Origin of the sequence: Leptospira hartskeerlii (genome assembly GCF_002811475.1) — a bacterium.
Classification (GTDB): Bacteria; Spirochaetota; Leptospiria; order Leptospirales; family Leptospiraceae; genus Leptospira_B; species Leptospira_B hartskeerlii.
Window position 1 is genome coordinate 325757 of sequence record NZ_NPDL01000004.1, and the last position, 23051, is coordinate 348807.

18 protein-coding genes are annotated in these 23051 nt (G+C 40.1%); 10 read left to right on the forward strand and 8 right to left on the reverse strand.

Translation table 11 applies throughout. The annotated features are described in order from the left end of the window. Positions 1-17: 17 nt before the first annotated feature. The 4 genes from CH352_RS09240 to CH352_RS09255 all read left to right on the forward strand — a co-directional run bounded on the left by CH352_RS09240 (position 18) and on the right by CH352_RS09255 (position 6911). Positions 18-1583 carry an OmpP1/FadL family transporter gene (locus tag CH352_RS09240; protein ID WP_100705002.1) on the forward strand — a complete coding sequence of 522 codons (1566 nt, stop codon included), beginning with the start codon at positions 18-20 and terminating at the stop codon, positions 1581-1583. Positions 1584-1720: 137 nt separating this feature from the next. Continuing rightward, on the forward strand, positions 1721-3013 hold the full coding sequence (locus CH352_RS09245; RefSeq protein WP_100705003.1) for a sterol desaturase family protein: 1293 nt from the start codon (positions 1721-1723) through the stop codon (positions 3011-3013). A gap of 119 nt (positions 3014-3132) precedes the next feature. Continuing rightward, positions 3133-5244 carry a DUF4139 domain-containing protein gene (locus CH352_RS09250; protein WP_100705289.1) on the forward strand — a complete coding sequence of 704 codons (2112 nt, stop codon included), beginning with the start codon at positions 3133-3135 and terminating at the stop codon, positions 5242-5244. Between the two features lie 8 nt (positions 5245-5252). Further along, on the forward strand, positions 5253-6911 hold the full coding sequence (locus CH352_RS09255) for a mucoidy inhibitor MuiA family protein (protein ID WP_100705004.1): 1659 nt from the start codon (positions 5253-5255) through the stop codon (positions 6909-6911). Positions 6912-6915: 4 nt separating this feature from the next. On the opposite strand, the gene CH352_RS09260 is transcribed toward CH352_RS09255, so the two are convergent. The 6 genes from CH352_RS09260 to CH352_RS09285 form a co-directional block, all read right to left on the reverse strand. Then, positions 6916-7995, reverse strand: a complete 1080-nt coding sequence (locus CH352_RS09260) for a vWA domain-containing protein (protein WP_100705005.1) — start codon at positions 7993-7995, stop codon at positions 6916-6918. A 111-nt stretch (positions 7996-8106) separates the two neighbouring features. After that, a complete protein-coding gene (locus CH352_RS09265; protein ID WP_100705006.1) occupies positions 8107-8748 on the reverse strand; it encodes a histidine phosphatase family protein in 642 nt (213 codons plus the stop codon). Further along, positions 8733-9545, reverse strand: a complete 813-nt coding sequence (locus tag CH352_RS09270) for an adenosylcobinamide-GDP ribazoletransferase (protein WP_100705007.1) — start codon at positions 9543-9545, stop codon at positions 8733-8735. The genes CH352_RS09265 and CH352_RS09270 overlap by 16 nt, the downstream gene beginning before the upstream one ends. 55 nt (positions 9546-9600) lie before the next feature. After that, complete coding sequence (gene cobT, locus CH352_RS09275) at positions 9601-10644, reverse strand: nicotinate-nucleotide--dimethylbenzimidazole phosphoribosyltransferase (protein WP_100705008.1); 1044 nt, start codon at positions 10642-10644, stop codon at positions 9601-9603. Between the two features lie 65 nt (positions 10645-10709). Further along, positions 10710-11567 carry an LIC_13355 family lipoprotein gene (locus CH352_RS09280; protein ID WP_100705009.1) on the reverse strand — a complete coding sequence of 286 codons (858 nt, stop codon included), beginning with the start codon at positions 11565-11567 and terminating at the stop codon, positions 10710-10712. A gap of 41 nt (positions 11568-11608) precedes the next feature. Beyond that, entirely contained in the window at positions 11609-12190 is a 582-nt protein-coding gene (locus tag CH352_RS09285) for an LIC13354 family exoprotein (protein WP_100705010.1), read from the reverse strand. A gap of 557 nt (positions 12191-12747) precedes the next feature. On the opposite strand from CH352_RS09285, the gene CH352_RS09290 reads away from it, so the two are divergent. After that, the gene (locus CH352_RS09290) at positions 12748-14088 is read left to right on the forward strand and encodes a flavin monoamine oxidase family protein (RefSeq protein WP_100705011.1); all 1341 of its coding nucleotides are present in this window, start codon (positions 12748-12750) and stop codon (positions 14086-14088) included. Here the strand turns inward: CH352_RS09290 and CH352_RS09295 are convergent. Next, entirely contained in the window at positions 14085-16229 is a 2145-nt protein-coding gene (locus CH352_RS09295) for a toprim domain-containing protein (RefSeq protein WP_100705290.1), read from the reverse strand. The two genes, CH352_RS09290 and CH352_RS09295, sit on opposite strands and share 4 nt — an antisense overlap. Beyond that, positions 16226-17611, reverse strand: a complete 1386-nt coding sequence (locus CH352_RS09300; protein WP_100705012.1) for a DNA gyrase subunit A — start codon at positions 17609-17611, stop codon at positions 16226-16228. Before CH352_RS09300 ends, CH352_RS09295 begins: the two co-directional genes overlap by 4 nt. 227 nt (positions 17612-17838) lie before the next feature. Here CH352_RS09300 and CH352_RS09305 point away from each other — a divergent pair, with 227 nt between their 5' ends. The 5 genes from CH352_RS09305 to CH352_RS09325 all read left to right on the forward strand — a co-directional run bounded on the left by CH352_RS09305 (position 17839) and on the right by CH352_RS09325 (position 23039). Next, positions 17839-18789, forward strand: a complete 951-nt coding sequence (locus CH352_RS09305; protein WP_100705013.1) for an LIC_13346 family putative lipoprotein — start codon at positions 17839-17841, stop codon at positions 18787-18789. Continuing rightward, positions 18776-20338, forward strand: a complete 1563-nt coding sequence (gene gltX, locus CH352_RS09310; protein WP_100705014.1) for a glutamate--tRNA ligase — start codon at positions 18776-18778, stop codon at positions 20336-20338. Before CH352_RS09305 ends, gltX begins: the two co-directional genes overlap by 14 nt. 78 nt (positions 20339-20416) lie before the next feature. Then, the gene (locus CH352_RS09315; protein ID WP_165780129.1) at positions 20417-20998 is read left to right on the forward strand and encodes an ATP-binding protein; all 582 of its coding nucleotides are present in this window, start codon (positions 20417-20419) and stop codon (positions 20996-20998) included. 2 nt (positions 20999-21000) lie between these two features. Beyond that, positions 21001-21840: a DUF455 family protein gene (locus tag CH352_RS09320; protein ID WP_100705016.1), complete on the forward strand. Its 840-nt coding sequence runs from the start codon at positions 21001-21003 to the stop codon at positions 21838-21840. A 56-nt stretch (positions 21841-21896) separates the two neighbouring features. Next, entirely contained in the window at positions 21897-23039 is a 1143-nt protein-coding gene (locus CH352_RS09325) for an LIC13341 family surface-exposed protein (RefSeq protein ID WP_100705017.1), read from the forward strand. Positions 23040-23051 lie beyond the last annotated feature (12 nt).

Genomic DNA, 23051 nt, shown 5'->3' on the forward strand with positions numbered 1-23051 from the left:
TCAAAGCAGGAAGGAAAATGCGAAACAGAGTTTCTAGTCAAAAAATTATCTCCGGGTCGAGGATTATCCTCGCAGTTCTGGGGATATTAGGAGTCGGCACCTCGGAATTGACTGCCGGTAGTTACGGGGATATTTATGGTGCTCACGCGGGTGCAGCGGGAATGGCGGGTGCAGTCACTGCTACTGTCAATAACTCATCTGCGGTTTTCTACAATGTTGCCGGTTTGGGAAGATTGAATGAAGCGGATTTGTTCATAGCTCAATGGGAACAAAAGGAAAAAGAGAAAGAAGCAGCGGCTAGTGGAGAAGCTCCTAAGGACGCAAATGGAAATCCTATTCCTCAAGAAGGTCCTTTGCTCAATACCGAACCTCAAACCGAGGAAGGTGGAGCACCTGCTAAATGGTACAAAAGAGCTTGGTTTAATTTCAGAGACGGCTTTGCCAATATGGGAAAGGGAATGTTCACTTACCAACCTCTTCTCCGCCCGAACCGTCCTTATCATGAAGTGTCCTTCTTAGGGACTTACGCGAATCCTACATTAAAGAACAACGCTCCTAAGAACGAGAACACTAAGAACCCTGACGATAGTTATGTTGGTTTGGGTTTTACGATGAACCTAAACGAAATTTTCGATATAGGTAGAACCATTCGTTTCGGATTGAATGCTATCGTTCCTGCTTCCGGAAATCTAATGGTGGTGAACGATCAAAACCCTACTGTTCCTAGATACCTTCAATCAGGAAAAAGTAATGAACGTCCTACCATTATGGCCGGGGTCGGTGTGGAACTTTGGAAGGATCGTCTTTTCGCAGGGGTCGGTATCACTGCACTTGCTGGCGGTTCCGGTGCGATCTTATTAAAAGATGTTCCGATCTCTCCGGATCCTGTACAGGCGAACTCACAAGTAGTCTTAACTTTAAAACCGATCATCAATCCGACTTACGGACTCCAATTCACTTATGGAAAATGGAGCGCTGGGGTTTCGTATAAGAGAGAAACATATTTGTCTGCGGACCCGATTCCTGCTCGTGCACAGACTACTCTTTTAGGGATCCAATTGGATTTCGATCTGGCTTTGTTGGATCAGTACAACCCGAGAGTTTGGTCTTACGGTATTGGATTCAGGCCTACAGAAAAACTTTTATTAAACGTAGATGTGAACAGAGAGATCTGGAGTTTATATAAACTTTCCAGGATTAAGGAAAAATATTCCGAGCCTCTGAATTTCAATGATACCACGAACGTTCGTTTGGGAGCGGAGTATGCTTTCCGTCCTTTCTTGAAGTTCAGAGGGGGTATCGGGAAAAGACCTTCTCCTGTTCCTCATTATTCCGGAGAAAACAACTGGATGGATAATGATCGTATGATCTACTCCATCGGGGTATCTTATATCTTCAACGGAAGGAACTTCGCGTTCTTGAAAGATAGATTGAAAAACCCGGTAATATTTGATTTAGCCATTACAAATCAACAGTTGAAAAGTGTGGAGATCAATAAAACTTTCCCTACGGAAAGGAATCCAAGCTACAATTACGGCGGATATATCTGGTCTATGACCTTCTCCGTAAGCTTATTCTTCTAATCTCCTTCCCTTTTCCGGGAAGATAAAATAACATCTGTTATCTAATAGCTCCATCTGAGGCGGAATTCAAAAACCGCCTCGGTTCTTTTTCTTGACCGAATGATCGCTACAGAGATAGTCGAAACTCGGTAATAGAGATGGAAAAGAATATAATTGAACTGATTACTCCCGTATTTTTCGTTTTGATAGTTGTAGAACTACTTTATTCCGTGTTTGGCAACAAACCGTTCTATCGTTTTAAAGACTCTATCAATAACCTTTCGGCTGGGATTTTCATGCAGATCTTTACGGTGTTTATCACTCTCGGATTGATGGCTGTGTATTCCTGGGTATATGCAAAATTTGGAATATTGAATATTTCAAACGACTCCTGGATAGGTTGGGTGTTTTGTTTCGTTCTAGCGGACTTCTTCTATTATTGGTATCATAGATTCGGACACGAGATCAATATCTTCTGGGCTTCCCATGTGCCTCATCACCAAAGTGAAGATTATAATTTTACTGTGGCTTTAAGACAAGGGGTTACTCAAAATACATTTTCCCTCCCTTTTTATCTTCCTTTAGCATTGATAGGATTTCCACCTATCATGTTCCTTCTTTGTATCCAAATCAATTTTGCATACCAATTCTGGCTCCATACTAGAGCGATCCCTAAGTTAGGAATTTTTGAATGGGTCTTTAATACTCCTTCTCAGCATAGAGTTCACCACGGAAGAGATCCTAAGTATATAGATAAGAATTATGCAGGAACATTTGCGATTTGGGACAGAATGTTCGGATCTTACAAAGAGGAAGAAGAAGAGCCTATCTTTGGGATCGTAAAACCTATGCAGACCTGGAGTCCCGTTTGGACACAGTTCCATTATTTCGAAGAGCTGTTCCTTCTTTCTTGGCAGACCAAAAGTTGGAAGGATAAATTTTTAGTTTGGATCAAACCTCCAGGCTGGAAGCCGAAAGATCTGGGAGAATCAGTGGTTCCTCCGGAGATCAATCGTTCTACGTATCAAAAATTTAATACACACATTCCTTATACATTGTTAGCGTATTCAATCACTCAATTCTTCTTTGGGCTTGGCGCTTCTATGGTTTATATAGAGTTCAAAAAGGAATTACCTCTGTTTGAAATGTGCGCTTTAGGTTTTTATGTTCTTTGGACTCTTTGGAATATAGGTGCCATCTTCGAATTAAAAACTTCAGGTATCGTTTCTGAGCTGATCCGTTTGGCTTCTATAGCAGCCTTGACTTATGTGTATCCTTTTGATTTTACTCATGTGGAAAAATTGACTGCTGTTCTTCCGGTAGAGACATTACAATATCTCCCGGAGCTAATGAAGCAAGTAGCATTGATCTCATTCTTTGTGTTGGGAGGCTTTTTAGTTTCTCAAAAAAGGTTTTTTAGTATCAAAGGATATACGCCTAAAACAGTTTAGTTCCGTATTTTTGAGCTAGTTTTTAGAGTTAAAAAGCGCCTTTTCAACGAAGGCGCTTTTTTTATTGTCCTGAAAATAAATTGACGGACTATATTTTTGTAAGTATGCACTTAGAACCTATGATTTCCCGTTTTTCTTCTTCGATTATCGCGGCTTCCTTTTTGATTTTGCTAGGGACTAATTTTTATGCCCAAGGATCTGATCCTTCTGAAAGTGATACGCCGACAGCGATTACCGAAGAGGAGAAGGCATCCAAGTCTCCGGTCCCCGTTTCTTATGCCAGAATAGATTCTGTCCTATTATATTCCGACTTGGTTTACGTCACCAGACAATCCGAGGTGAAACTTCCTGCAGGAATTTCAGAAGTTTTATTGGGAGAAGTTCCAATCGCTTCCTTGGATAAGAGTGTGATCATCACATTTACGGATCCGAATAAAAAATTTAAGATCAAAGGGATCCGAGTCTCTGAAAAAGCCTCTAGAAGAAAAAAATCCCAAGAAGCAGAAGATTTAGAAAAGAGGAAAGAAGGTCTACTCTTAGCTTTAAGTACAAAATCGAGAGAAGTCCAAGACCTTTTGGATTGGGAAACTTCCATCAAATCAATTAAGCCTGCTATCCGAGAGCAAGACGGAGTAGTGGAGAAGATTGATTCGGAAAATTTTTCTTCCTTCAGGAAAACATACGCAGAACTCGCGGAAGATAATACAAAACTCCGTTTAGCAAAGCTCGAAGAATTAGATCGTATCAGAGAAGAATTTTATATAGTTTCTACGAAGATCTCTCATCTTGCGGAAGGTGACACTCTTCGCAGGAAAGAAATTCGATTGGATGTCGAATCGGATTCTGCAAATGTTTTTCCTTTCGAATATAAGTATCTGATCCGAGGTGCAAATTGGTATCCTCGCTATACATTAGAACTGAATTCAAACGGACAAGAGGCAGAGTTAGGTTGGCACGCTTTAGTTCGCAACGAAACCGGAGAAGATTGGAAAAATGTTCGATTAGAATTTTCTACCGCTAATCCGAACCAAGACATAGACTTACCCGAATATAGAGAATACAGGATAGCTTCCAAAGAAGTAGCAGAGTATTCAGGGGATGAGGATTATTCTCCTGCCGACAAGGAGTATAACGCGCCTGCTAAACCTTCTGCAAATGCAGGAGGCACACTCCGAAGTAAAAGTGAATCCAAGAAAAGAGCTCCTGCACCTAAGGTCTCTCAAAGTCAAAGAAGTAAGGCAGAAGAGAGAATCGATGATATTCAATATCAGGAAAAGAATGATAGCCCTTTGATGCAATCTCGTGCATTGATAGAAGGAAATTATAAGGATAGATCCAATTCACTTCGTGTAGAAGAGAATATGAACAGGCTCCAAGGAGAACTTGCTAATCAAAAATATTCTTTCGACCAAGGATCTTACGAAGAATCCATTCGATATGGAAAAGAAGCTCTCCGTAGATTTTCAGGTTTGAGAGAAAGTTCTAGAAAAGAACTGAGAGAGCTCGAAAATGAAGTACAGAATCTTTTGAACAGATCTTCTCAATTGAGTTCAGATAAAAAATATTCAAACCAATTGATCGCTCCTGGAATTTCTTCCGAAGGATTTGATTTCAGATATATCGCTCAGTCTAGGGAAAAAATTCCCTCGGATCGTACACTGAATCGAGTCTTTCTTCGAAAAAGAAATATTACAGTTCGTCCAGGATATGAAACTTCTCCTCTTACAAATGATGGAGTTTTTCTAAATGTAGTTTCTTCGAATACGGAAAGAGAACCTTTGCTTGCAGGTCCTCTGGAAATTTATTCGGGAGAAAATCTTCTAGGAACAACAACTGTTTCTACTTTAAAGCCGGGCCAAGAGATCAAAATGGAACTTGGGCCTGATAGAGATATCAAGGTGGAAAGAAAGCAGGAGAAACTGGACGATAAATCAGGGATCATTTCTCGTAAAAAGAATATTCGTTATAGAGTTACTATCTCTATTAAAAATAATAAACGTAGATCGGTCCCTGTTCGTTTGATCGATCGTATTCCCTATACGAATGACGATAGTGTAAGAGTGGAATGGTCTGCCGGTGCGGATACTCCTAAGTCCAAAACGGACGATGGAATTTTGACATATGAATTTGAAATAGGAGCAAACTCACGCAAGACGATCCAGTTTGAATACACTGTGTCCTATCCTGCGGATAATATTTTAAGAGAAACTCCCGGCTCGGATTCTTACTGAGGCTTATCATGAAAAATTATAAAAACTTAATAAATTCATCTTTTATCCGATTTTCTATTATTTTTGTTTTGGCTTCTTTCCCGGTATTTGGAAAAGAATTCAGCCTTCCGATCAAGGAAGTGACAGTTCATCAGGGAACCGCTCAGATTTTGAGATCCGGAAGAGTACAATTAGAACCGGGAACAAATAAGATCGAAATCTCTTATTTACCTGTGTCTCTTTTAGAAGAAACTTTAACTGCTGCGGTAACATCTCCTCAAGTAGAGGTTACAGGTTCCAGGACTTGGAAAGAAGAAGGTACGGCAGCTTCTAATCCGGAAGTTGCTCTGCTTCAGAAAAAAGTTCAGCAACTGGAGAAGGAGCTGGAAAGTATATTAGCAAAAGAGAATGATCTAAAGGCCGAAAAGGAACTTTTGTCCGAGATGCGTAAAAAGGTTTCGGATGTAGTGGGCCGCAATCTTCTCTATGGAAGGGTAGAAGGAGATGGAAAAAATTGGGGGACCTACCTCAAAAAAACAAGAGACGAGGCTGTTTCCATTTTTGCTTCTTGGGAAAAGTTGGAAAAATCCAAACGTAAGGTGCAAACTGAGTTGGAAGAAGCTCGAGCTCAACTTTCACTTTTATTGTCCCAGGCCGAGAAAAGTACACGCACTACTTGGGTTCAGATCGTAAATACAAGCCCTGAGGCTAAAAGCGTAGAACTTCGTTTGAGCTATTTGGTTCCTAGTGCGGATTGGAAACCTACCTATATTCTAACTGCCGATGATTCTTTAAGCAAAGCAAAGCTGGAATATATAGTTGAGATCCGACAAGAATCCGGAGAAGATTGGAAAGGAGTTCAACTTCTTCTTTCAACTACTCGACCGGATCTATCTCTTAGAAGAGACAGGCTTCGTCCATTAAGATTATTTGATGTAGAAGTGGACTCCAAACAGGAAATTCTCACGAATCAAACCCAGGCAGTGGGAGCCGCTCAGATGCCTAATGAAGAATCAAATATTCCTGCTACGGAAGAACCTTCTCCTTCCAGTGAACGAGGTAGCGGATTTTTATTCAGGCTTCCGAAAACGATCACATTAGCTTCTCAAAAAGAATCTAGAAAATTCGAGATGTTATCTTTTAGCGCGCCAATTCAGGTAAAAACTGTGGCTTCTCCTAGATATAAACCATTTCCATTATTGGAAGCGGAGTTCCAAAACATGGGGGAATTTCCTATTCTTCCAGGAGAAGTTTCCTTGTTTAGAAGTTCAGGACTTGTAGGAAGAACAAAAGTCTCTTACGTTTCTCCAAAGGAAAATCTTTCTGTTTCCTTAGGTACAGAAGGTAGTTTAAGACTTTCTTATAGAAAGGATTGGAACCAAACAAAAGAGGGGCTTATTTCTACACAGAAAGTTATGGAGAAAAAAGTTTATCTAAGTCTGGAAAATTTCGGCAAGGAAAGTAAAACTGTGATCGTAAGAGAACAGATTCCCATCTCTGAATCCTCAGGTGTAAAAGTAGAAGTAAATCAAGAAACAAGCACCCCAGGTTCTAAAGAATACCGTCTTAACTCTGGAATTTTGGAGTGGAGTTTGGAGATCCCACCTTCCGGTAAAAAAGAGATTAAATTAGAATATAAGGTAATTTATCCAAACCACCAAAACTTGGATTTTTTAAGATCCTTCTGAGATCTTATTCGGTAAGATTTCTTTCTCCACTTTTGTCTACGGAACTTGGGATACCTTTTGTGTCCCAAAGTTCTAATTCTAAGTTTAAGGGAAGATGTGCAGGAGCAGAGATTTGAAATTCTCCTTCTCCCTTTCTAGTTTGGAAACAAATCTGTTCTGTGCGTAGAACTCTTTCTGGTTCAGCAGCTCTTTGAGGATTCCAGTTTTGTATTTTGGAACTAGTGGAACTTCTTCTTTTTAAATTTAAGATCACACATTGATTATCAGAATTTGAGTTATCAAAAACAAATTTCACTTTATAAAAATTCTCTTCCGAATCGGTTTGATTTTTTTCAATACTCGAAATCCTGATCTTAGGCGTCCGCTTTTCAGGTTCTAGTTCCGGCTTTTTGGGAAGAGGTTCTTGTTTTAAAAGATCTTCCATAGCAAGAAAGAAGTCGCTGTCTTCTTCCACGTTATAATATTTTCCATTCCCAGTTTTTGCCAAAGACTGCATGATCCTTTTTTCTTCAGGCTTTAGTCCTAGGCCAAAGATATGCATTTTGAAATTTACACCTTTTTGCTGTAGAGTCTGAAGCTCTTTTTCAGGATTTCCATAGCAGCTTTCAATTCCATCTGTTACAAGGATTAGGTCAGTAGGAGATTTTCTGCGGATAATATAATCTCCTGCGATTCGGATGGACTCAGCAAGTGGAGTGGCACCGGAAGGAGTGAGTCCGAAAAGTTTATTTTGAAATCCGGGACGATTTCCTTTTTCTAATGGTTTGTAAAGTCTGGATGATTGGCAGCCAGGGAGGCGATTTCCATACGCGATAAAACCTACTTCTGTTTCTTCCGGAAGTTTATCCACATAATGGCGAACATATTTTTTTGCAAGATGTACCTTTTGGTAGATCCCAAGATATTCATTCATAGAACCGCTTGCATCTAAGATGAATAGTTTTGCACTTTCGGGTTGTCCAAGCTCAGGCGATGTATCCGAAATGATAAAATTAGGACCAAGATATAAAGATATAAGAAGAATGTACTTTAATTTTTCTGCATGAAAAACGGACCTATATCTGAACATTCGGAAAGAGAACATGAGGGATTCGAATACTATATTCCTTATCGGATAAAAATAAAAACGCCTTAGAACCTATCACAAATAATCTTTATTGAGGCATTCTATTTATGTCTTATTTGTTTGAGGGAGCTATTTTTTATTCCAATAAACAAACTGTGGATAAGATTGCATTTCTCCGAATCGGATCTTAAAGCAAGAAACGGATCCGTATTCTAAAACTAATCGAAATGAATTTTCTAAGGGAAAACCTAAGACTAGCGAGGATAAACATCGAATGGGTCCGCCATGACTCACCCAGATAGTTTTGTATTCTGAAGTTTCTCCTTCTTCCTTTTTTAAATTTTCCCAAGTTCTTGCTTCTTGCAGGCCTTCTTCCCATGATTTTAAGATTCTAGTTTTTAATTCGGTGTAAGTTTCTCCATTTGGAGGTCTTCTGTTTACGTAATCTTCCATCCAAGGATCTGTTTCCGATCTTGGTAGGTCTTCCCACAAACGTCCTTCCCAATCTCCGAAGTCCAATTCTTGGATATTCGAGTCTACTTTCCAAGCGGGTGCGATCGATTTTGATTCTAGATGTTTGCTGATGTATTCTGCGAGGCTATAACATCTGAATAGTGGGCTCGTGCGTATAGAGTGTATTTTTTCAGGAAGAAGTTTCAGAACATTCTCCGCTTCTTTTTCAAAACTGGTAGGAAGTCCTAGATCCGATTTACCGTAACAGGTTCCGGGTTCCACTTCAGGAGTTGTATGTCGGACTAAAAAGATTTCCATGCCGCGACGATCCCGATCAGATACAATAGTTCAGTGACTTGCTGAACTGCTCCCAAACAATCTCCCGTATATCCACCTAACCATTTTTTATAAAAACTTCTCAGATATAAAAATCCGAAAGTTTGTAAAAGGAAAGGGTATAGTAAGAATCCGAAAACCCGATCTGAAGGAAGATATTCGTTATGAAAGAACGCGAGCCAAGGAGCTAATCCCCAGATCCCTGCGATAACTACATTAGAAGTTTTTAAAGTTTGAATGATCGGTTTTGCCTTGGAGAGTTGGTCCTCCCTCACATAGGAAAGTGTTTTAGCCGTAAATAGTGCCCAAAATCTACTGGAAGAATGAGAGGAAAGTATCGTGATGAATAATACTTCTATGGAAAATTCTTCCAAAGATTTATAACATACAAATTTAAGAAGAAGGACGAGTAAGATCCCGATGGTACCAAAGGCTCCGATCCTACTGTCCTTCATGATCTCTAGGATTTTCTCTTTAGTCCAACCTCCGCCGAATCCGTCGCATACGTCCGTAAATCCATCTTCGTGAAAAGCACCGGTAACCAAAACGGAAACCGCCATTGCTAGAACGATACTGATTTCCCATGTTAAAGAAAGATCGGAAACCCATAGGACGAACCATGTTGCAATTCCAACAATCCATCCTACTAAAGGAAAGTATCTGGAAGAAGAGTTGAGATATTCGTCGGAATGTTCCACCCAAGATGGAACAATGATGCGAGTATTATAACGAACGGAGGAAAGAAAAATAATCAGTTCTTTGCGGATAAATCCAAACATGCAAAGACGAACTTATTCATTCCTCCGATTCAAGCAGCGAGAATTTAATCCACTCTTAGTCTTTTTTTTCGGAAACACCGGCGGATTCAAAGCTTGCCATTTCTCTTAAGAATGCCAATGCGGATTCTAAGATAGGATAGGCAAGCGCACATCCGGTTCCTTCTCCCAAACGGAGCCCTAGATCCAAGATAGGATCTGCATCAAAAAATTCCAGGATGAGTCTATGGCCTTGCTCTGAAGACTTATGAGCGAATACTGCATTACGAACGATTTTAGGTTCAATTCTAGATGCGGTTAGGAATGCAGAACTTGCGATAAAACCGTCTACTAAGATCAAACGATTTTCCTTATAAGAAGAAAGCATAGCTCCACAAATCATCGCGATCTCGAAACCTCCGAATTTAGAAAGAACTTCAATCGGATCTTTCGGATTCACTTGATGTTTTGCCCTGCAATCGCTTAAGATCTTTTTCTTACGTTCTAACGATTCATCGTCTAAGCCAGTCCCTCTTCCAGTAAGTTCTTGTGCAGAACGATCTAAAAATACGGAAGCGAGCAGAGAAGCACTCGAAGTGTTACCTATCCCCATTTCTCCAAATCCGATCACATTACAATCTTTAGGGACCTTAGTTGTCGCGATCTCCCCACCGATACGGATGGCTTCTTCACATTCTTCCCTTGTCATTGCAGCTTCATTCAGAATGTTTCTGGTCCCAGCTGCGATCTTTGCGGGGATAAAATCAGGATGAGATTGTTCGAAATTACCTGAGACTCCTGCATCTATCACCAACAATTTGATCCCATGTTGTTTACAGAATACATTGATCGCAGCTCCTCCATTCAAAAAGTTTAATACCATTTGGTAAGTAACTTCTTTTGGAAATGCGGAAACTCCCGAGTCTGCGAGTCCATGATCTCCCGCGAATACCAGTAAATGAGGATTTGATAATATAGGATCTACTGTGTTTTGGATCGTACCAATACGATAAGCCAGATCTTCTAATTTTCCCAAGGCGCCTAATGGTTTGGTCTTGGTATCGATTTTATTACGTAAATATTTATCTAAGTTCAATTGGTGCACATCTTTTGGGCGTATCATTTTGTTTTCACTTTTAAGAATTTAACCGGAAAAGGATCGGAAGATTTTTCTTTTCCAGTTTTAGGTTAAGGAGTCACAGATTTCGCAATGACTCCGTCTATATCCGGATTTGCATGAGCCGAATCGATAGGAAGAGAGGTTAAAATCGTTTTAGCAGCGGATATTTTGATATAAGTGAATCCATTCGTTTGGATTTCACTCTTTAAAGTTCCATTGCAACCGGAACCGGAATTTCCAAAATTAGAATCTGCCAAATCAAAACCATCTCCGCCTCCACCCCCGTTTAAAATGTCCGTATCGAAAACTTCGGAGACAGTCATTGGATTGGAGTCTTGGTTATAGACAAAAGGTGTGATCCCTGCGAATCTATTCCAGTATATAGGATTTCCAACAAAAGTGTTCGGATCGGAATTCGTATAAGTTGGATCCCATCCGCACCAATTTGTTAGATCGTTACCTACTTCTACTATTAGAGGTTCCATAAAAACATTGTCGAAGGAGTTGGAATTATTTTGGACGCCTACAAAGAAAGGGTTTTCATAAACTATAAAGTCGATACCGCTTGTAGGAAGTACCTTTACGCTTGCCCATCGAAGTATGATTGAAGATCCGATTCCTGAAGCTTCTAAACTATACACGTCAAGAGAACCGTTAAATTTACCCTGACCGCGAATCCCATCTACCAAACAATTTGAATCTTTGAATCCGATCCCGTTGCTAGTTGGCGCGGAAATGATCTCATCTGCTACAAAAATTCCTCTACCTGTTTCAGGATTTCTCTGAGCACAGGAACTTAAAAGTCCAGATCCTCCTAATCCTAATGCAAGAAGGGACTCTGCAGCAGATGAACTTTTGGAATTCTCACAATTGAGGAGTCCAAAAGAGAAACAGGTTAATATTATGGAAATTTGAAATATTTTCATATGAATATTTTGTTCTATTTCTACCTGATTTACTTTTGATCTTAGTTTAGTTCAAGTCTACTCCAAGGAGCAGGATCAAATCCACTATTTAAGCCGCAGCCAGCATTAATATTGCTCGGGTCGGAATAATAATCCAAATCATCGTCTTTCGCAGATGCTAAAGTTGTTTGAGTGGATACGTCGGAAAGGTCAGGACAAACGTAAGTCTTACCATCTTTAACAGTCCATCTATACCAACCGTAATCTCCTTGAGAGAAGGACGAATCAGAACGGAAGCGAACATAGATGACTTTTTTAGTCGTATCGATTTCTTGGATCTCTCCATAAAGGTAACTGTTTCCGTATGTAGCGTCGAACATGGTTTGTGCGATTAAAGAAAGGGATATATTGTATGTTCCTACAATTTCATTTCCCGGAGCAGTATAGGTTCCGCCTGCATAATCAGAAGTTCCATTGTAGTAGTTATAATTACCTGCAATCGGATTTAATCCTGCCAATGCCACCAAAGCAAGAGTGTTCGGATCGTCGGTTTTCTTTGACTCCCCCAATTCGAAACAGTTAGCAAATACGAATAGTGAAGTGAGGATAAGCAGTAAGGTCGCTTGTTTTTTGAATTTTCTCATTTTTCTCTCCTGGTTCTGCCGGATATCGCAGAAAAAGAAAATAAAAGCAAAATAACGTTAGTCGATCATTGATCTTATGAAGATCTGAAAGATTTTGTATTTGCGGTGGTTTCTTTTTCCGTTCGAGAGCCCCGACATTTTAGCTTTCGGGGCCCCATCGCAGAAAGCGCTGATGCGCTAAAGAGCGAGATTTACGATACCCCCCAACCTCGAGGTTTAAGTATCGCGTGGAAGATCTGGCTTATTCCGTTTAAGACGGACATCACAGTTGCGGGTCAGCGCGGGAATTTCACCCGACTTCCTCCCTGAAAGCGTAATTCCAGGTTTTGGTTTAGCACTTCCCCTGGCAAGGGAAAAAGTATGAGGATACGAAAGTCATCTATTCCTTGCAATATCCGGATATATCGGCGATATTCAGAACGTACGAACGAATCGAAAGGATTCGGTACATAATTTCAGATCGATGAGACCTTCTACTTCGCAAAAAATTCGGGAAAGATCTTTCATAGACCGAAAATAAAAGAGAGAGTTCTAATAAAACTTCCAAGAGGAATCCGATGAAAATTACCCGATCCACTTTTCTGAAAGCCGGAATTTTAACTGCCGCAGCTTTGTTGGGAAGTCGGAAGGGGAATTTATCCGCTCAAAATACAAACTCCGGGAAAAAAGTAATCGTTCTTGGCGGTGGACTTTCAGGGCTTTATTCAGCATACATTTTAGGAAAAACAGGAAGTAAAGTAACTCTGATAGAAGCCACAGATAGAGTAGGAGGAAGAGTTAGATCTATACAAGATCCTTCCGGTCATGTAGTTGATCTAGGAGCGGAATGGGTCTCTTCCGAAGATAAAACTGTTCGAAGTTTAGTTAGAGAGCTTGGTTTAAAACTACAATCTTCCCCTTTGGTTCCGGATCTATTTTTAGGAACTTATAAAAAAGCAGGCACCTGGGAACTTTCTTCCAAATCTCAAGAGATCCTGAACAAACTTGTATCACAAAATTCTAAATTAGATACCGCTCAACAGCAGGCTTTAGATCGTATTAGCTTTTATAATTATCTAATATACCAAGGAGTTAGTCCGGAAGATCTAACCTTGCTCGGTCATAAACTTTCTCTTCATTACGGAGATAGTATCCGTGTTCTATCTGCGGAGAAGGTATTGGGTGATCTCGCACAATTTCCTGTGAGGAATAGCAGAATAGAAGGTGGAATGGAAAGTATCGCTAAAACCTTGGTGATGAATATAGAGAACACTGAGTTTGTTTTTTCAGATCCTGTTCTTTCTGTGGATCAGGATTCGACTGGAGTTACCGTCACTACTGCTTCCGGAAGAAAGTTTAGCGGTTCTACTTGTATATGTACTTTGCCTGCGAACCAAATTTCTAACGTAAAATGGAATCCCGGATTGGATAAGGAAAAACTTCTCGCTGCTTTGAGAGTTCGTTATTCACAGATATTTAAACTGTTTTTGGTATTAAAGGAATCTCCATGGGAATCTTCTCCATTTGCAGTTCATTCGGATGCAGCCGCTCAATTCTTATATGATGCAGGAACTAAATCGGATACTAGTGATAAGGTTTTAGGAGTGATCGCGAACGGGGACAGATTTTCCGTATTCGATTCTGCTAACCAAGACCAAAAGGTAGAATATATTCGTCTGACTTTGGATCGTCTAGGCCTGAAGAAAGATCTACAGATCCAAAGATTTTATTTTACCGAAGCTAAAAAAGATTACGTGCCGAATGGAATTGCCGAGTTCCCACCGGGAAGTTTCGGATCGGAGATCATTCTACGAAAACCATTCGATCGTATCTTTTTTGCGGGAGAACATACTGGAGAAATTACCGGAACAGTAGAGGCCGCCCTGAGCTCTGCGATCAAGGCGGTAAATTTGGTTTAGTCTTCGATTACGCTCATAGCGTATTCGGAGATTGCGTCTCTTCTTTGTTCTGCAAAGTCTTTGTGGAACCAAAGGTTCTGGATCTTAGAAGCTTCCTTTTTGTTTCCGATGGTGATCTTGGTCATACACTCATCTACCGCAAACTTCATGGCTTCTTTTCCTGTTTCCCCGAGTCCTTTGTTCCGTTTTTTGCGAACGATTTGACCGCCTGATTTTTCCACTCGTTTGACCAGAGCATCGTAATCTTTATCGTCGATGCAGAATATTGTCTCGGTCTTCTTGGAATCTCCACCCTTGATATCCACCTCATAAAGAGGAGCGCTAGATATATGAATGAGTCCTAAGTCAAAAAGTTCAGGCCAATACTCATAAAAGAAAGAAAGCATCAAAGAACGGATCGCATATCCATCAAAGTCCGCATCTGTAATGATACTTACTTTTTCATAATTCAGTTCATCGATTGATTTAACTTTTTGGTCAAGAGGAAGACCCAAGATCGCTACTATGTTTTTTAACTCTTCGTTTGCGATCGCTTTTGCCAAAGAAACTCCCTTACAGTTCATAGGTTTTCCTCTGAGTGGGAACAAGCCGTGAAGTTTAGGGTTTCTTGCAGGACGAAGACCTGCGATTGCGGAGTCTCCTTCTGCTACGAATAATACTCTGCCAGGATCGTTTGGTTTTCCAGTAGGAGGCATGAGTTTAGGGATATTCATCTTACTTGCTTTTTTGAGTCCACGTTGTGCGTCTTCGAAAGCTTTCAGCTGAGTTCTTTTCTCCATTTGGAGTTTAACTTCTTCCAATAAGCCGGTTTTTTTAATGAACTTATCTAAGTGTTTGTCTACTGCGTTACGGATGTCTTCGTTTAAGTCGTTGATCAAATAAGACTTGTCCTGAGATTTAAAACGAGGATTCAACAACCTCATGTTTACATACATGTGAAAGCAGTTCCTGACATCGTTACGGGTACAGCTTGTTTTGAGTTTTTTCTCTAAGGAAACAATCTGGCTTTTTTTACGGACTTCGTCACAAAGTCTATTTTCCAGATACTCGATTGCAGAACCGCCTTGAGGAGCGAAGATCGAGTTCACCCAAGTTAGGTTTTTATTTTGACCGATCACTAAGTATGCTTCCAGATGTAATTGGGAACCGGTAGCAGGAGCATTGTAATCCATTTTGTAGTAAGTCAGATCGGAATGGGAAAATATCTCATCCAGACCTTTTTTGAACTTATACTTTTCCTTCTTACCTTTATGAACAAACTGAACTTCCAATCCAGGATTGGTCATTGCGATGTCCTGCAGATACTGTTTCATCAGATCTACGTTAAAGGAAGTATCTATATTATTAAAATATTTTGGATTCAGTTCGAATTCGACAGCAGTTCCGTGTTCTTCTTTAGAAGCCTTTTCGATCGCTTCGATCATATTCGTTTTTTTGCTGATCGGTACTAACTTCTCTATCTGATCTTTTGTAAGAAGCGGACAATCATCGAATTTTCCGTGCTCGTCGAAATATAAGAAAACTTTTTCAGTATCTTCCTTAGAAAGTTTATAAGAACGGATCTGCTTTTTTGCGTCTTCGTGAAGAGTGAATAGTTTTTTGAAAGTACTACCGTCGTTAGTAGTTTTTACTTTAAAGTAAGAAGAAACCATTCTTACCAAAGAAATACCCACACCATTCTGACCGGCAACATGGTCCTGTTTTACATGGTCGTCGAAGTTCTCTCCGTACATTAAATGCAGATATACACCTTCCGCATTCTTTGCCGGGATCCCTCTTCCGTTATCAGCAACCGTTACAGTTTTTTTGTCGGAAGAAAGTTGGATAATAAGTTTGGACATCTTATCTTTTTCAGGAATAGTCTTGTCCTTTTGGTTCTTGCGGTATTCGTCTACCGCGTTCATACAAGCCTCGTCCAAACATTTTAATTTGGCTGGAACGTCTTCCAATTCCTCGTGAACGATCTCATATAAATTACCGCTGTTCTTACGGAAAAAATGCTGCTCGAATGTGGAAGCAGAGTTCTGCCCTAACCACATTCCGGTCCTCATCCTTACGTGTTCTACGTTGGAGAGTTTTTTGAAGTTCCGTTCCCCTCCGGTCGCGGGCTTCTTTTCGGTTTTGGTTTTAGCAGTGCTCATTCCTTGTCCCATTTATCCTTCAGCTCGGCTAATTCCCCGACCATGAATTCTGTTAATTTTTTATCTTCTTTCACAAGCCCTTGGTATCTGGAAAGGGCGGTTTTTGCCTCTACGATGGCTTCTTCACATTTGCGAACTTCTTCTAAAGTCATTCTATAGATCGGAATAGAAGCTAACCATTCGTAATATACGAATTTGGATTTTTGGAGTTTGTCCTCGAAATCCTTTTTGGATTTGATCCCGATCACTTTTTCATTCCATTTTTCTTTGATGAAACGGATCAATTCAGAGTTTCTTTCGATCTTCTCTTGTTCCAAACCTGCAAGACGTTTGAATCTTCGGATCAAGTGGGTCTTTCTGAAATCGCAGAAACGTTTGATGATCTCTTCCGGCCCGAAGTTTTTCAGACGACCGTCATAAGTTATAACGTTATTTGCCAAAGTTTGAGTATCTTCTTTGGAGATTACTGCTGAAATTTCTTTCGCGGTAGGTTTTTCACCCTTCTTATAATTCAATTCTATACGGAATGTTTGACTGGAATGGTCCACATAGTCTTTCAGCCAGGAATCTTTTCTTTCCAGAATATCATCTAGAAGGTTAATTACCTTTTCTCTATTCCAGTTCATTGGAGCATCTGTAAGATAGAGGGTATCTCCTTCCCAAGTAAAACCGAAGGTAGTGGTCATTGTGATATTGCCCGCTTCGGTTTTTGACATTTTCACTTCGCCTTTGTAATCCTTGTACCAAGGTTTTAAAGGAAGAGGCTTTTTGGTTTTGAGATAATTGATCTGCGAGTTGATAATTGCAGAAAGTTTATGGCCCGGAATAAAACAACGGAACCCGGTTGCAATTCCCATAATATTGTTCAGAAGAACGATCGGAACTTTTCCTACGAAGTGGATTGGTTCGTCTTCTGTTTCATCGTAATTTTTAACGTAATCTATATCAGGTAAACTTTCGAAAAATCCCAGATCTTTTACGAAGTCGGAAAGTTTTACCTCAGTGTATCGGGGAGAAGCGATCGCTCCCGGATCCAAAACATCTCCGAAAGTACCTTCTCCCGCAACTAATGGCCGGTTGTTTGCGAATGTAAAGTCTTGAGCCATCTGAGAAAGAGCATCTTGGATGGATCTATCTCCGTGCGGGTGATATCCCATTGCAAGTCCCGCTACTTTTACAGTCTTAGTGTAACGGTTCCTCGCGTCTGAATTCCACATTGCCCAAAGAATTCTTCTCTGAACGGGCTTTAAACCATCAATTTCGTGAGGAATTGCCCGGGAATCGCAGACATATCGAGAGTATTTTCTCTGATCGTCGTTGACTTGGTCCTCGAATGGTATCTTGGGGAAGTTTTCTTTGCCTGATTTATTGGAATCTTTCATGGGACTTTTATTGCCAAAGGATTTTAGGACGGTTTTACTGTCAACCTTTTAACGTACTACCCGAATTCGTACATACTTTTTAGGAAGAAATCGACTCAAGTTGCAGTAATTCTTACTTTCTCGTTGGGAAACACCGATAAGGAAAGAAAATTTCCCGGTTTTTCCTTGAAGATTCGGACGAAAACGGAAAGTTTTTCAAGAAATCCTCTTTTTCCGGCTGTATTTTTTTGGAACCGAAGTCTCGATCTTATCGCACAGTAACATTCTTCTTACTAGGTTCGACCTATTTGTTTTTTTTAATGTCCTGCTCTCTTTTGACGGAATGGACAGAAGAAAAACCTTTAGTCTCCGATCTTCCTAGTATTCGGATCTATTCTAATATCAGTTCGATCCCGGCAAGTTCTGAATCTTTTCGGAATCAACCTGGTCACCTCAGATATTTAGTATTACAAACCCAATCTTCTAAAGAAAAAATTTGGACTGGAGAAGTGGATCTTTGGGAAACAAAAGAAGACTTTCATACTTCTCTTCCTAAAGGAATTGTTTTTCCAAAATTAAGTTTTAAGGCTTCTTTATTCTCCGGTTCAGCAAGATTAGAAGATGGAGAATTTTCTCATCCTAAACAAGTTTCCTTTCATCCGCAAGGTGTTCTCTCTTGGAGTTGGGAAGGAGAAGGATTTAAATCGGGTACACAAATTTCTTCGCCTAAACAACTTAATGTTTCCGATTGGGGAATTTTATATAATTTTTCCCAAGCAGGGATCGTATGGGTCGCTAAAGAATACCGAAACCTCGGCAAGAATGTAGAACTGAATTGGGAGAATGTGCGCAATAGCCGGACTAGCTTGAGTACTGACTATACAAGCCCAGGTGGAAGAAGTTTTCCTTACGCGGACTACGATTATAAGAACCAAATATTCCAATACGTAAATTTAATAGAAGGCAGACTTCCGGTTTGGACATTCAGAGAAGAAGGCGAATATCGTTGGGCCTGGGGTATTCTTCCCGAAGATCTATTATCTTCTAAGAACGTATCCCAATGGAAACAAAAGAGAAGAGAAGAATTCGTAATCATGCATTTTTATGATGCTGCGAATAATATTCCGTTTACTGCCTTGGCCGATTTGAAGAACTATCCAATCATCCTCTTAAAAGATTACGACAATGCCAGAAAATAAGGAAGTCAGAACCAGGTTCGCACCGTCACCAACCGGGTTCCTTCATGTGGGCGGAGCTAGGACCGCTTTATTCAATTACTTATACGCCAAAGCCCAAGGCGGAAAATTTTTATTAAGGGTAGAAGATACGGATCAAGCCAGATCCACCGAAGAATCTTTTAAAACCATCCTTGAATCCTTAAAATGGTTAGGGATAGAATGGGATGAAGGTCCTCATGTAGGAGGCCCTTACGGTCCGTATGTACAATCCGAAAGGATCTCTATCTATAAAGAATATACGGAAAAGTTGATCTCCGAAGGAAAAGCCTACCGCTGCTTCTGCACCCAAGAAGAATTAGAGGCAAAGAAAAAACAGGCAGAGGCAATGGGAGTCCCTTACGTTTATGACGGACTTCATGCTAACATGAGCGAATCAGAAGTTCAGGAAAAACTGAAAGCAGGAACTCCTTACTCTGTTCGTTTCAAAACTCCATCTAAAACTCTGATCTTCGACGATATCATCCAAGGAAAAGTGAAGTTCGAAACAAAACTGATCGGTGACTTCATCATTGTAAAATCAGACGGTTTCCCTTCTTATAACTACGCTGTGGTTGTGGATGACGGGCTCATGAAAATTTCTCACGTGATCCGTGGAGTGGGACACCTTTCCAATACACCTCGTCAGATCTTACTCTATGAAGCATTGGGTTTTCCAGTTCCTGAGTTTGCTCACGCTTCCGAGATCGTGGGAATGGACGGCAAAAAATTATCTAAACGCGCGGGAGCAACTTCTATATTAGCTTTCCGTGATTTAGGTTATTTGCCTGAAACATTCTTAAATTATATGGCGCTACTAGGTTGGACTTCTCCAGATGGTCAGGAATATCTGCCGGGGGATATTCTTCCTAAAACATTCGATGTACATCGTTGTTCCAAGTCACCTTCTACTTTTGACGTATTCAGAAAGCCGAAGGGAGGGGATGAGGAAGTTGCGACTAACTTCTCCAGTCTGGACCAGATCGCAGAAGCGATGAACCCTAAGTCCAAATTGAATTGGCTTTCTAATAAATATATCAGAGAACTTCCGATCCAAAAGGTAGCGGATAGTTTGGCTCCATTCTTGGAAAACAGAGCGGATATTCCGGCGGAATATAGAGATCCAAAGAATCAGGAATTACATTCTTTAATTGATAGCGTTAGAGTGTATCTGGACAATTTGCGCCAGGCGCCTGATTATATTGCGGAATTTTTCGTATCCGATCTGAAAATAGCGGATGGAGAAGCGAAAGAGATTTTGGCCCAAGAATTTTCTTCGAAAGTTGTCTCCACATTTTACGAATTATTAAAAAAGTCGGATCCTAAAACCGATGAGGATTATAAGGCTTTAATGACCCAAGCAGGAGAATTGACCGGCCAAAAGGGAAAGACCCTATTTATGCCGATCCGAGTTTCCGCTACTGGAAAAGCTCACGGACTGGAGTTACCTATCCTATTCCCTCTCTTAGGGAAGGAAAAGCTACTCAAACGAATAGAGAAAATCTCGGTACAAGTAGGAATTTCTTTACCTTAGGATTTTTTCGGGGGTTTTTTGTTGCAAAACCCCCCTTTCGGTCTGTATTAATATACTAGGGGACTTCTCAGATAAGAAATGAGGGATACGGCCGATTCACTTTTGGTAAGGCATCATTCGGGTTCGTACGTTATGTTCCTGCCTCCTGATTTAACTAGCATTCGGGAGTTCAGAAAAGCACTTCGTCAATCCTTAGAAGAGAATACTTTTATCTCTAAAGATATCCAGCAGATTGAGCTTGCTGCAGACGAGGCACTTACCAACTCAATCTCAGCAAATTATAATTCTAGTTCGGAAGAAACGATCATCTGCAGATGGATCGTGAACAATTCTAAGTTTACTTTATGGATCGTCGACTACGGTTCCGGTCTGAAAAAAGAAAAGATAGAAGAGCAAGTAGCGGAAGCTAGACCTTCTTCTCTCCAAGAGTTTTTAAAAAAAGTAAAAACATACCAAGAAGGAAAATGCGAGGTGCTTCCTAATAAAGGAAAGCTTACTCAACATAGGAATTTAGGTAAAGGTTTACTTATCATGCAATCCTTAATGGATTCAGTGAAGATCATGTATCATTGTAAAGAAGGAAGAATTTCCTCCGACCCTACCGATTCAAGTATCCGCGGGTCCATTATCGAATTAGCATTCGATTCTAAAAAACACTGACCTTGACTTTAAACGAATACGCTCAATTTCTCTTAAGCTCTCCCAATTTAGAGGATAAATTATATTCTCCGGAAAAAATGCCGGAGGATGTTCTATGGCCTAATTTTGTTCCTAAAGACAGACCGGAAAGATCTTCTAAGATAATTTTCTCGGATAAAAAATCAAAAATGCCTCGGGTAGAACATTTGAATTCCGAGGAGAATAGAATACTTTCTCTCCATCATTTTGCAAATCATGAACTCATGGCCGTAGAGATATTTGCTTGGGCCATATTAAAATTTCAGAATGCTCCTTCTTCTGTCCGTAAAAGTTTGTACAAAACTATTTTGGAAGAACAGAAACATCTGAAACTTTATTTGGACTCTATAAGAGAATGGGGAATGGATCTGGGAGATCGTCCTCTAAATTATATCTTCTGGAAACAAACCCCGAATATGCAAACTTTGCAGAAGTTCTTTGCGATCATGGCTCTTTCTTTCGAAGGGGCCAATTTGGATTTTTCTATGATCTATCAAAAGGCATTCGAAAAATTCGGAGACCAAAAACGATCCGATATCATGCAGATCGTTCATGATGATGAGATCAGGCATGTAAAAAGAGGAGTCAAAATAGTGTTCTCAGATAAGGTCTCGCGAGACCGACAATGGGAGAAGTATCTGGAACTTTTGACTCATCCATTTACTCCCAGAAGAGCAAAGGGATTTTTGTATTTTCCGGAGCTTAGGACCAAGGCCGGATTATCACCTGAGTTTGCTGAGGCTTTAGGAGCTTATACTGACGAATACGATGGTACTACAAATGCTCGGATCGTAAAAAATGTGTTCGGTATGGAGGCTGGTTAAGGCATAGGAAATCGATAGACATCTGATTTTCTTGGAAAGAAGCTGTAGTTCAGAATATGTTTCGTTTCATCTCTTTTTCCCGAGTATTGATCCTTTTTTCAGTATTCATTCTTCTCATCGCTTGTAATTCAAAAACACCATCCGATTCCAAGATCATTTCCTTAACAATCCCTGAGGCCGAAGAAAAAAGCCCGGACGTGGTCCTCAAAAAATTAGGAAACCTGGACGAGGATCCTGATCTAGAAGTCTTTTCCTTGGTCCGAAACGGAACCGAAGAGATTCTTGCAGTTTTCAAAAAACAAAATGGAGAATGGACACTCAAGTCCAAGATAGGTTTTAATCTCCTAAATATCGGACCTTTTGTGCATGATCCTAAAGCTTCTTCTTGGAAAGCAGGAGAGGACGAAAATGCAAAAGAATCCGGCTATGTAGTTAAAAGAATTCTAATGGAAGAGCTTCCTGGAGATTCTTTCAATTCTCTATTTTTAGAAGTTTTAAGCGAAGAACCTCCTTTGGGTCTTTTTTCTGTTCCATACGTGATCAGAAAAGGTGAGAAAATTTTAGATGGACTCGCTTCTTTAAAAGATCACCAGTTTTTAGCAAAATCAAAGCGTATCGATTTTTCTTATAATAAAGAGGAAAAGAATCTTACTATCTTTCCGAATAATCGTACTTACGCTCAAAATTTTAATTTTAATGGATGGGAATTAGTTCCCGACGTTCCAAGTGTTGCTGCTCCAGGTCTATTAAGTGTAGAAGCTCCGATCGAATGGAAAAAGGGCGTTACATCCGAAGTGGTGATCTGGTTCAAGAACAGAGGATCTTATTCAGGAACTACTTATATCACTCTTTCTTTTCCGCAAGGTGGAAAAGTGGAAGTGGATTCTGGTAAAGAAGGATTGAGATATTATTCTCCAGGATCTTCCGTATATTCTTTCGAAAAAAAATATATCAACTCCAAAGTTCCTTTATTGGAAATTACGAAAGAAGGTTGGGCAAGAAATCACAAGTATGGAGTTCGTTTTAAATACACACCTGAGGCTGACGGTATTCCTAATATATTAGTACGATCCAGTTCTAAGTCTTATAGAGAAACGATCAATCTTCCGACGGATTACAGTTCCGTAAAAACTGAAATTGACCAACAAGGTTTCAAAAGTTATCCTCTGCCATTGGAATCTAGAGGAAAGTCCAAATAATAGTCGGATACA

Bases quoted from the DNA above. Each gene is read 5' to 3' on its own strand.
- cobT (WP_100705008.1), bottom strand. From the start codon at position 10,644: ATGATACGCCCAAAAGATGTGCACCAATTGAACTTAGATAAATATTTA.
- CH352_RS09255 (WP_100705004.1), top strand. From the start codon at position 5,253: ATGAAAAATTATAAAAACTTAATAAATTCATCTTTTATCCGATTTTCT.
- CH352_RS09315 (WP_165780129.1), top strand. From the start codon at position 20,417: ATGAGGGATACGGCCGATTCACTTTTGGTAAGGCATCATTCGGGTTCG.
- gltX (WP_100705014.1), top strand. From the start codon at position 18,776: ATGCCAGAAAATAAGGAAGTCAGAACCAGGTTCGCACCGTCACCAACC.
- CH352_RS09270 (WP_100705007.1), bottom strand. From the start codon at position 9,545: ATGTTTGGATTTATCCGCAAAGAACTGATTATTTTTCTTTCCTCCGTT.
- CH352_RS09280 (WP_100705009.1), bottom strand. From the start codon at position 11,567: ATGAAAATATTTCAAATTTCCATAATATTAACCTGTTTCTCTTTTGGA.
- CH352_RS09250 (WP_100705289.1), top strand. From the start codon at position 3,133: ATGATTTCCCGTTTTTCTTCTTCGATTATCGCGGCTTCCTTTTTGATT.
- CH352_RS09285 (WP_100705010.1), bottom strand. From the start codon at position 12,190: ATGAGAAAATTCAAAAAACAAGCGACCTTACTGCTTATCCTCACTTCA.
- CH352_RS09300 (WP_100705012.1), bottom strand. From the start codon at position 17,611: ATGAAAGATTCCAATAAATCAGGCAAAGAAAACTTCCCCAAGATACCA.
- CH352_RS09265 (WP_100705006.1), bottom strand. From the start codon at position 8,748: ATGGAAATCTTTTTAGTCCGACATACAACTCCTGAAGTGGAACCCGGA.
- CH352_RS09245 (WP_100705003.1), top strand. From the start codon at position 1,721: ATGGAAAAGAATATAATTGAACTGATTACTCCCGTATTTTTCGTTTTG.
- CH352_RS09295 (WP_100705290.1), bottom strand. From the start codon at position 16,229: ATGAGCACTGCTAAAACCAAAACCGAAAAGAAGCCCGCGACCGGAGGG.
- CH352_RS09260 (WP_100705005.1), bottom strand. From the start codon at position 7,995: ATGTTCTCTTTCCGAATGTTCAGATATAGGTCCGTTTTTCATGCAGAA.
- CH352_RS09240 (WP_100705002.1), top strand. From the start codon at position 18: ATGCGAAACAGAGTTTCTAGTCAAAAAATTATCTCCGGGTCGAGGATT.
- CH352_RS09290 (WP_100705011.1), top strand. From the start codon at position 12,748: ATGAAAATTACCCGATCCACTTTTCTGAAAGCCGGAATTTTAACTGCC.
- CH352_RS09325 (WP_100705017.1), top strand. From the start codon at position 21,897: ATGTTTCGTTTCATCTCTTTTTCCCGAGTATTGATCCTTTTTTCAGTA.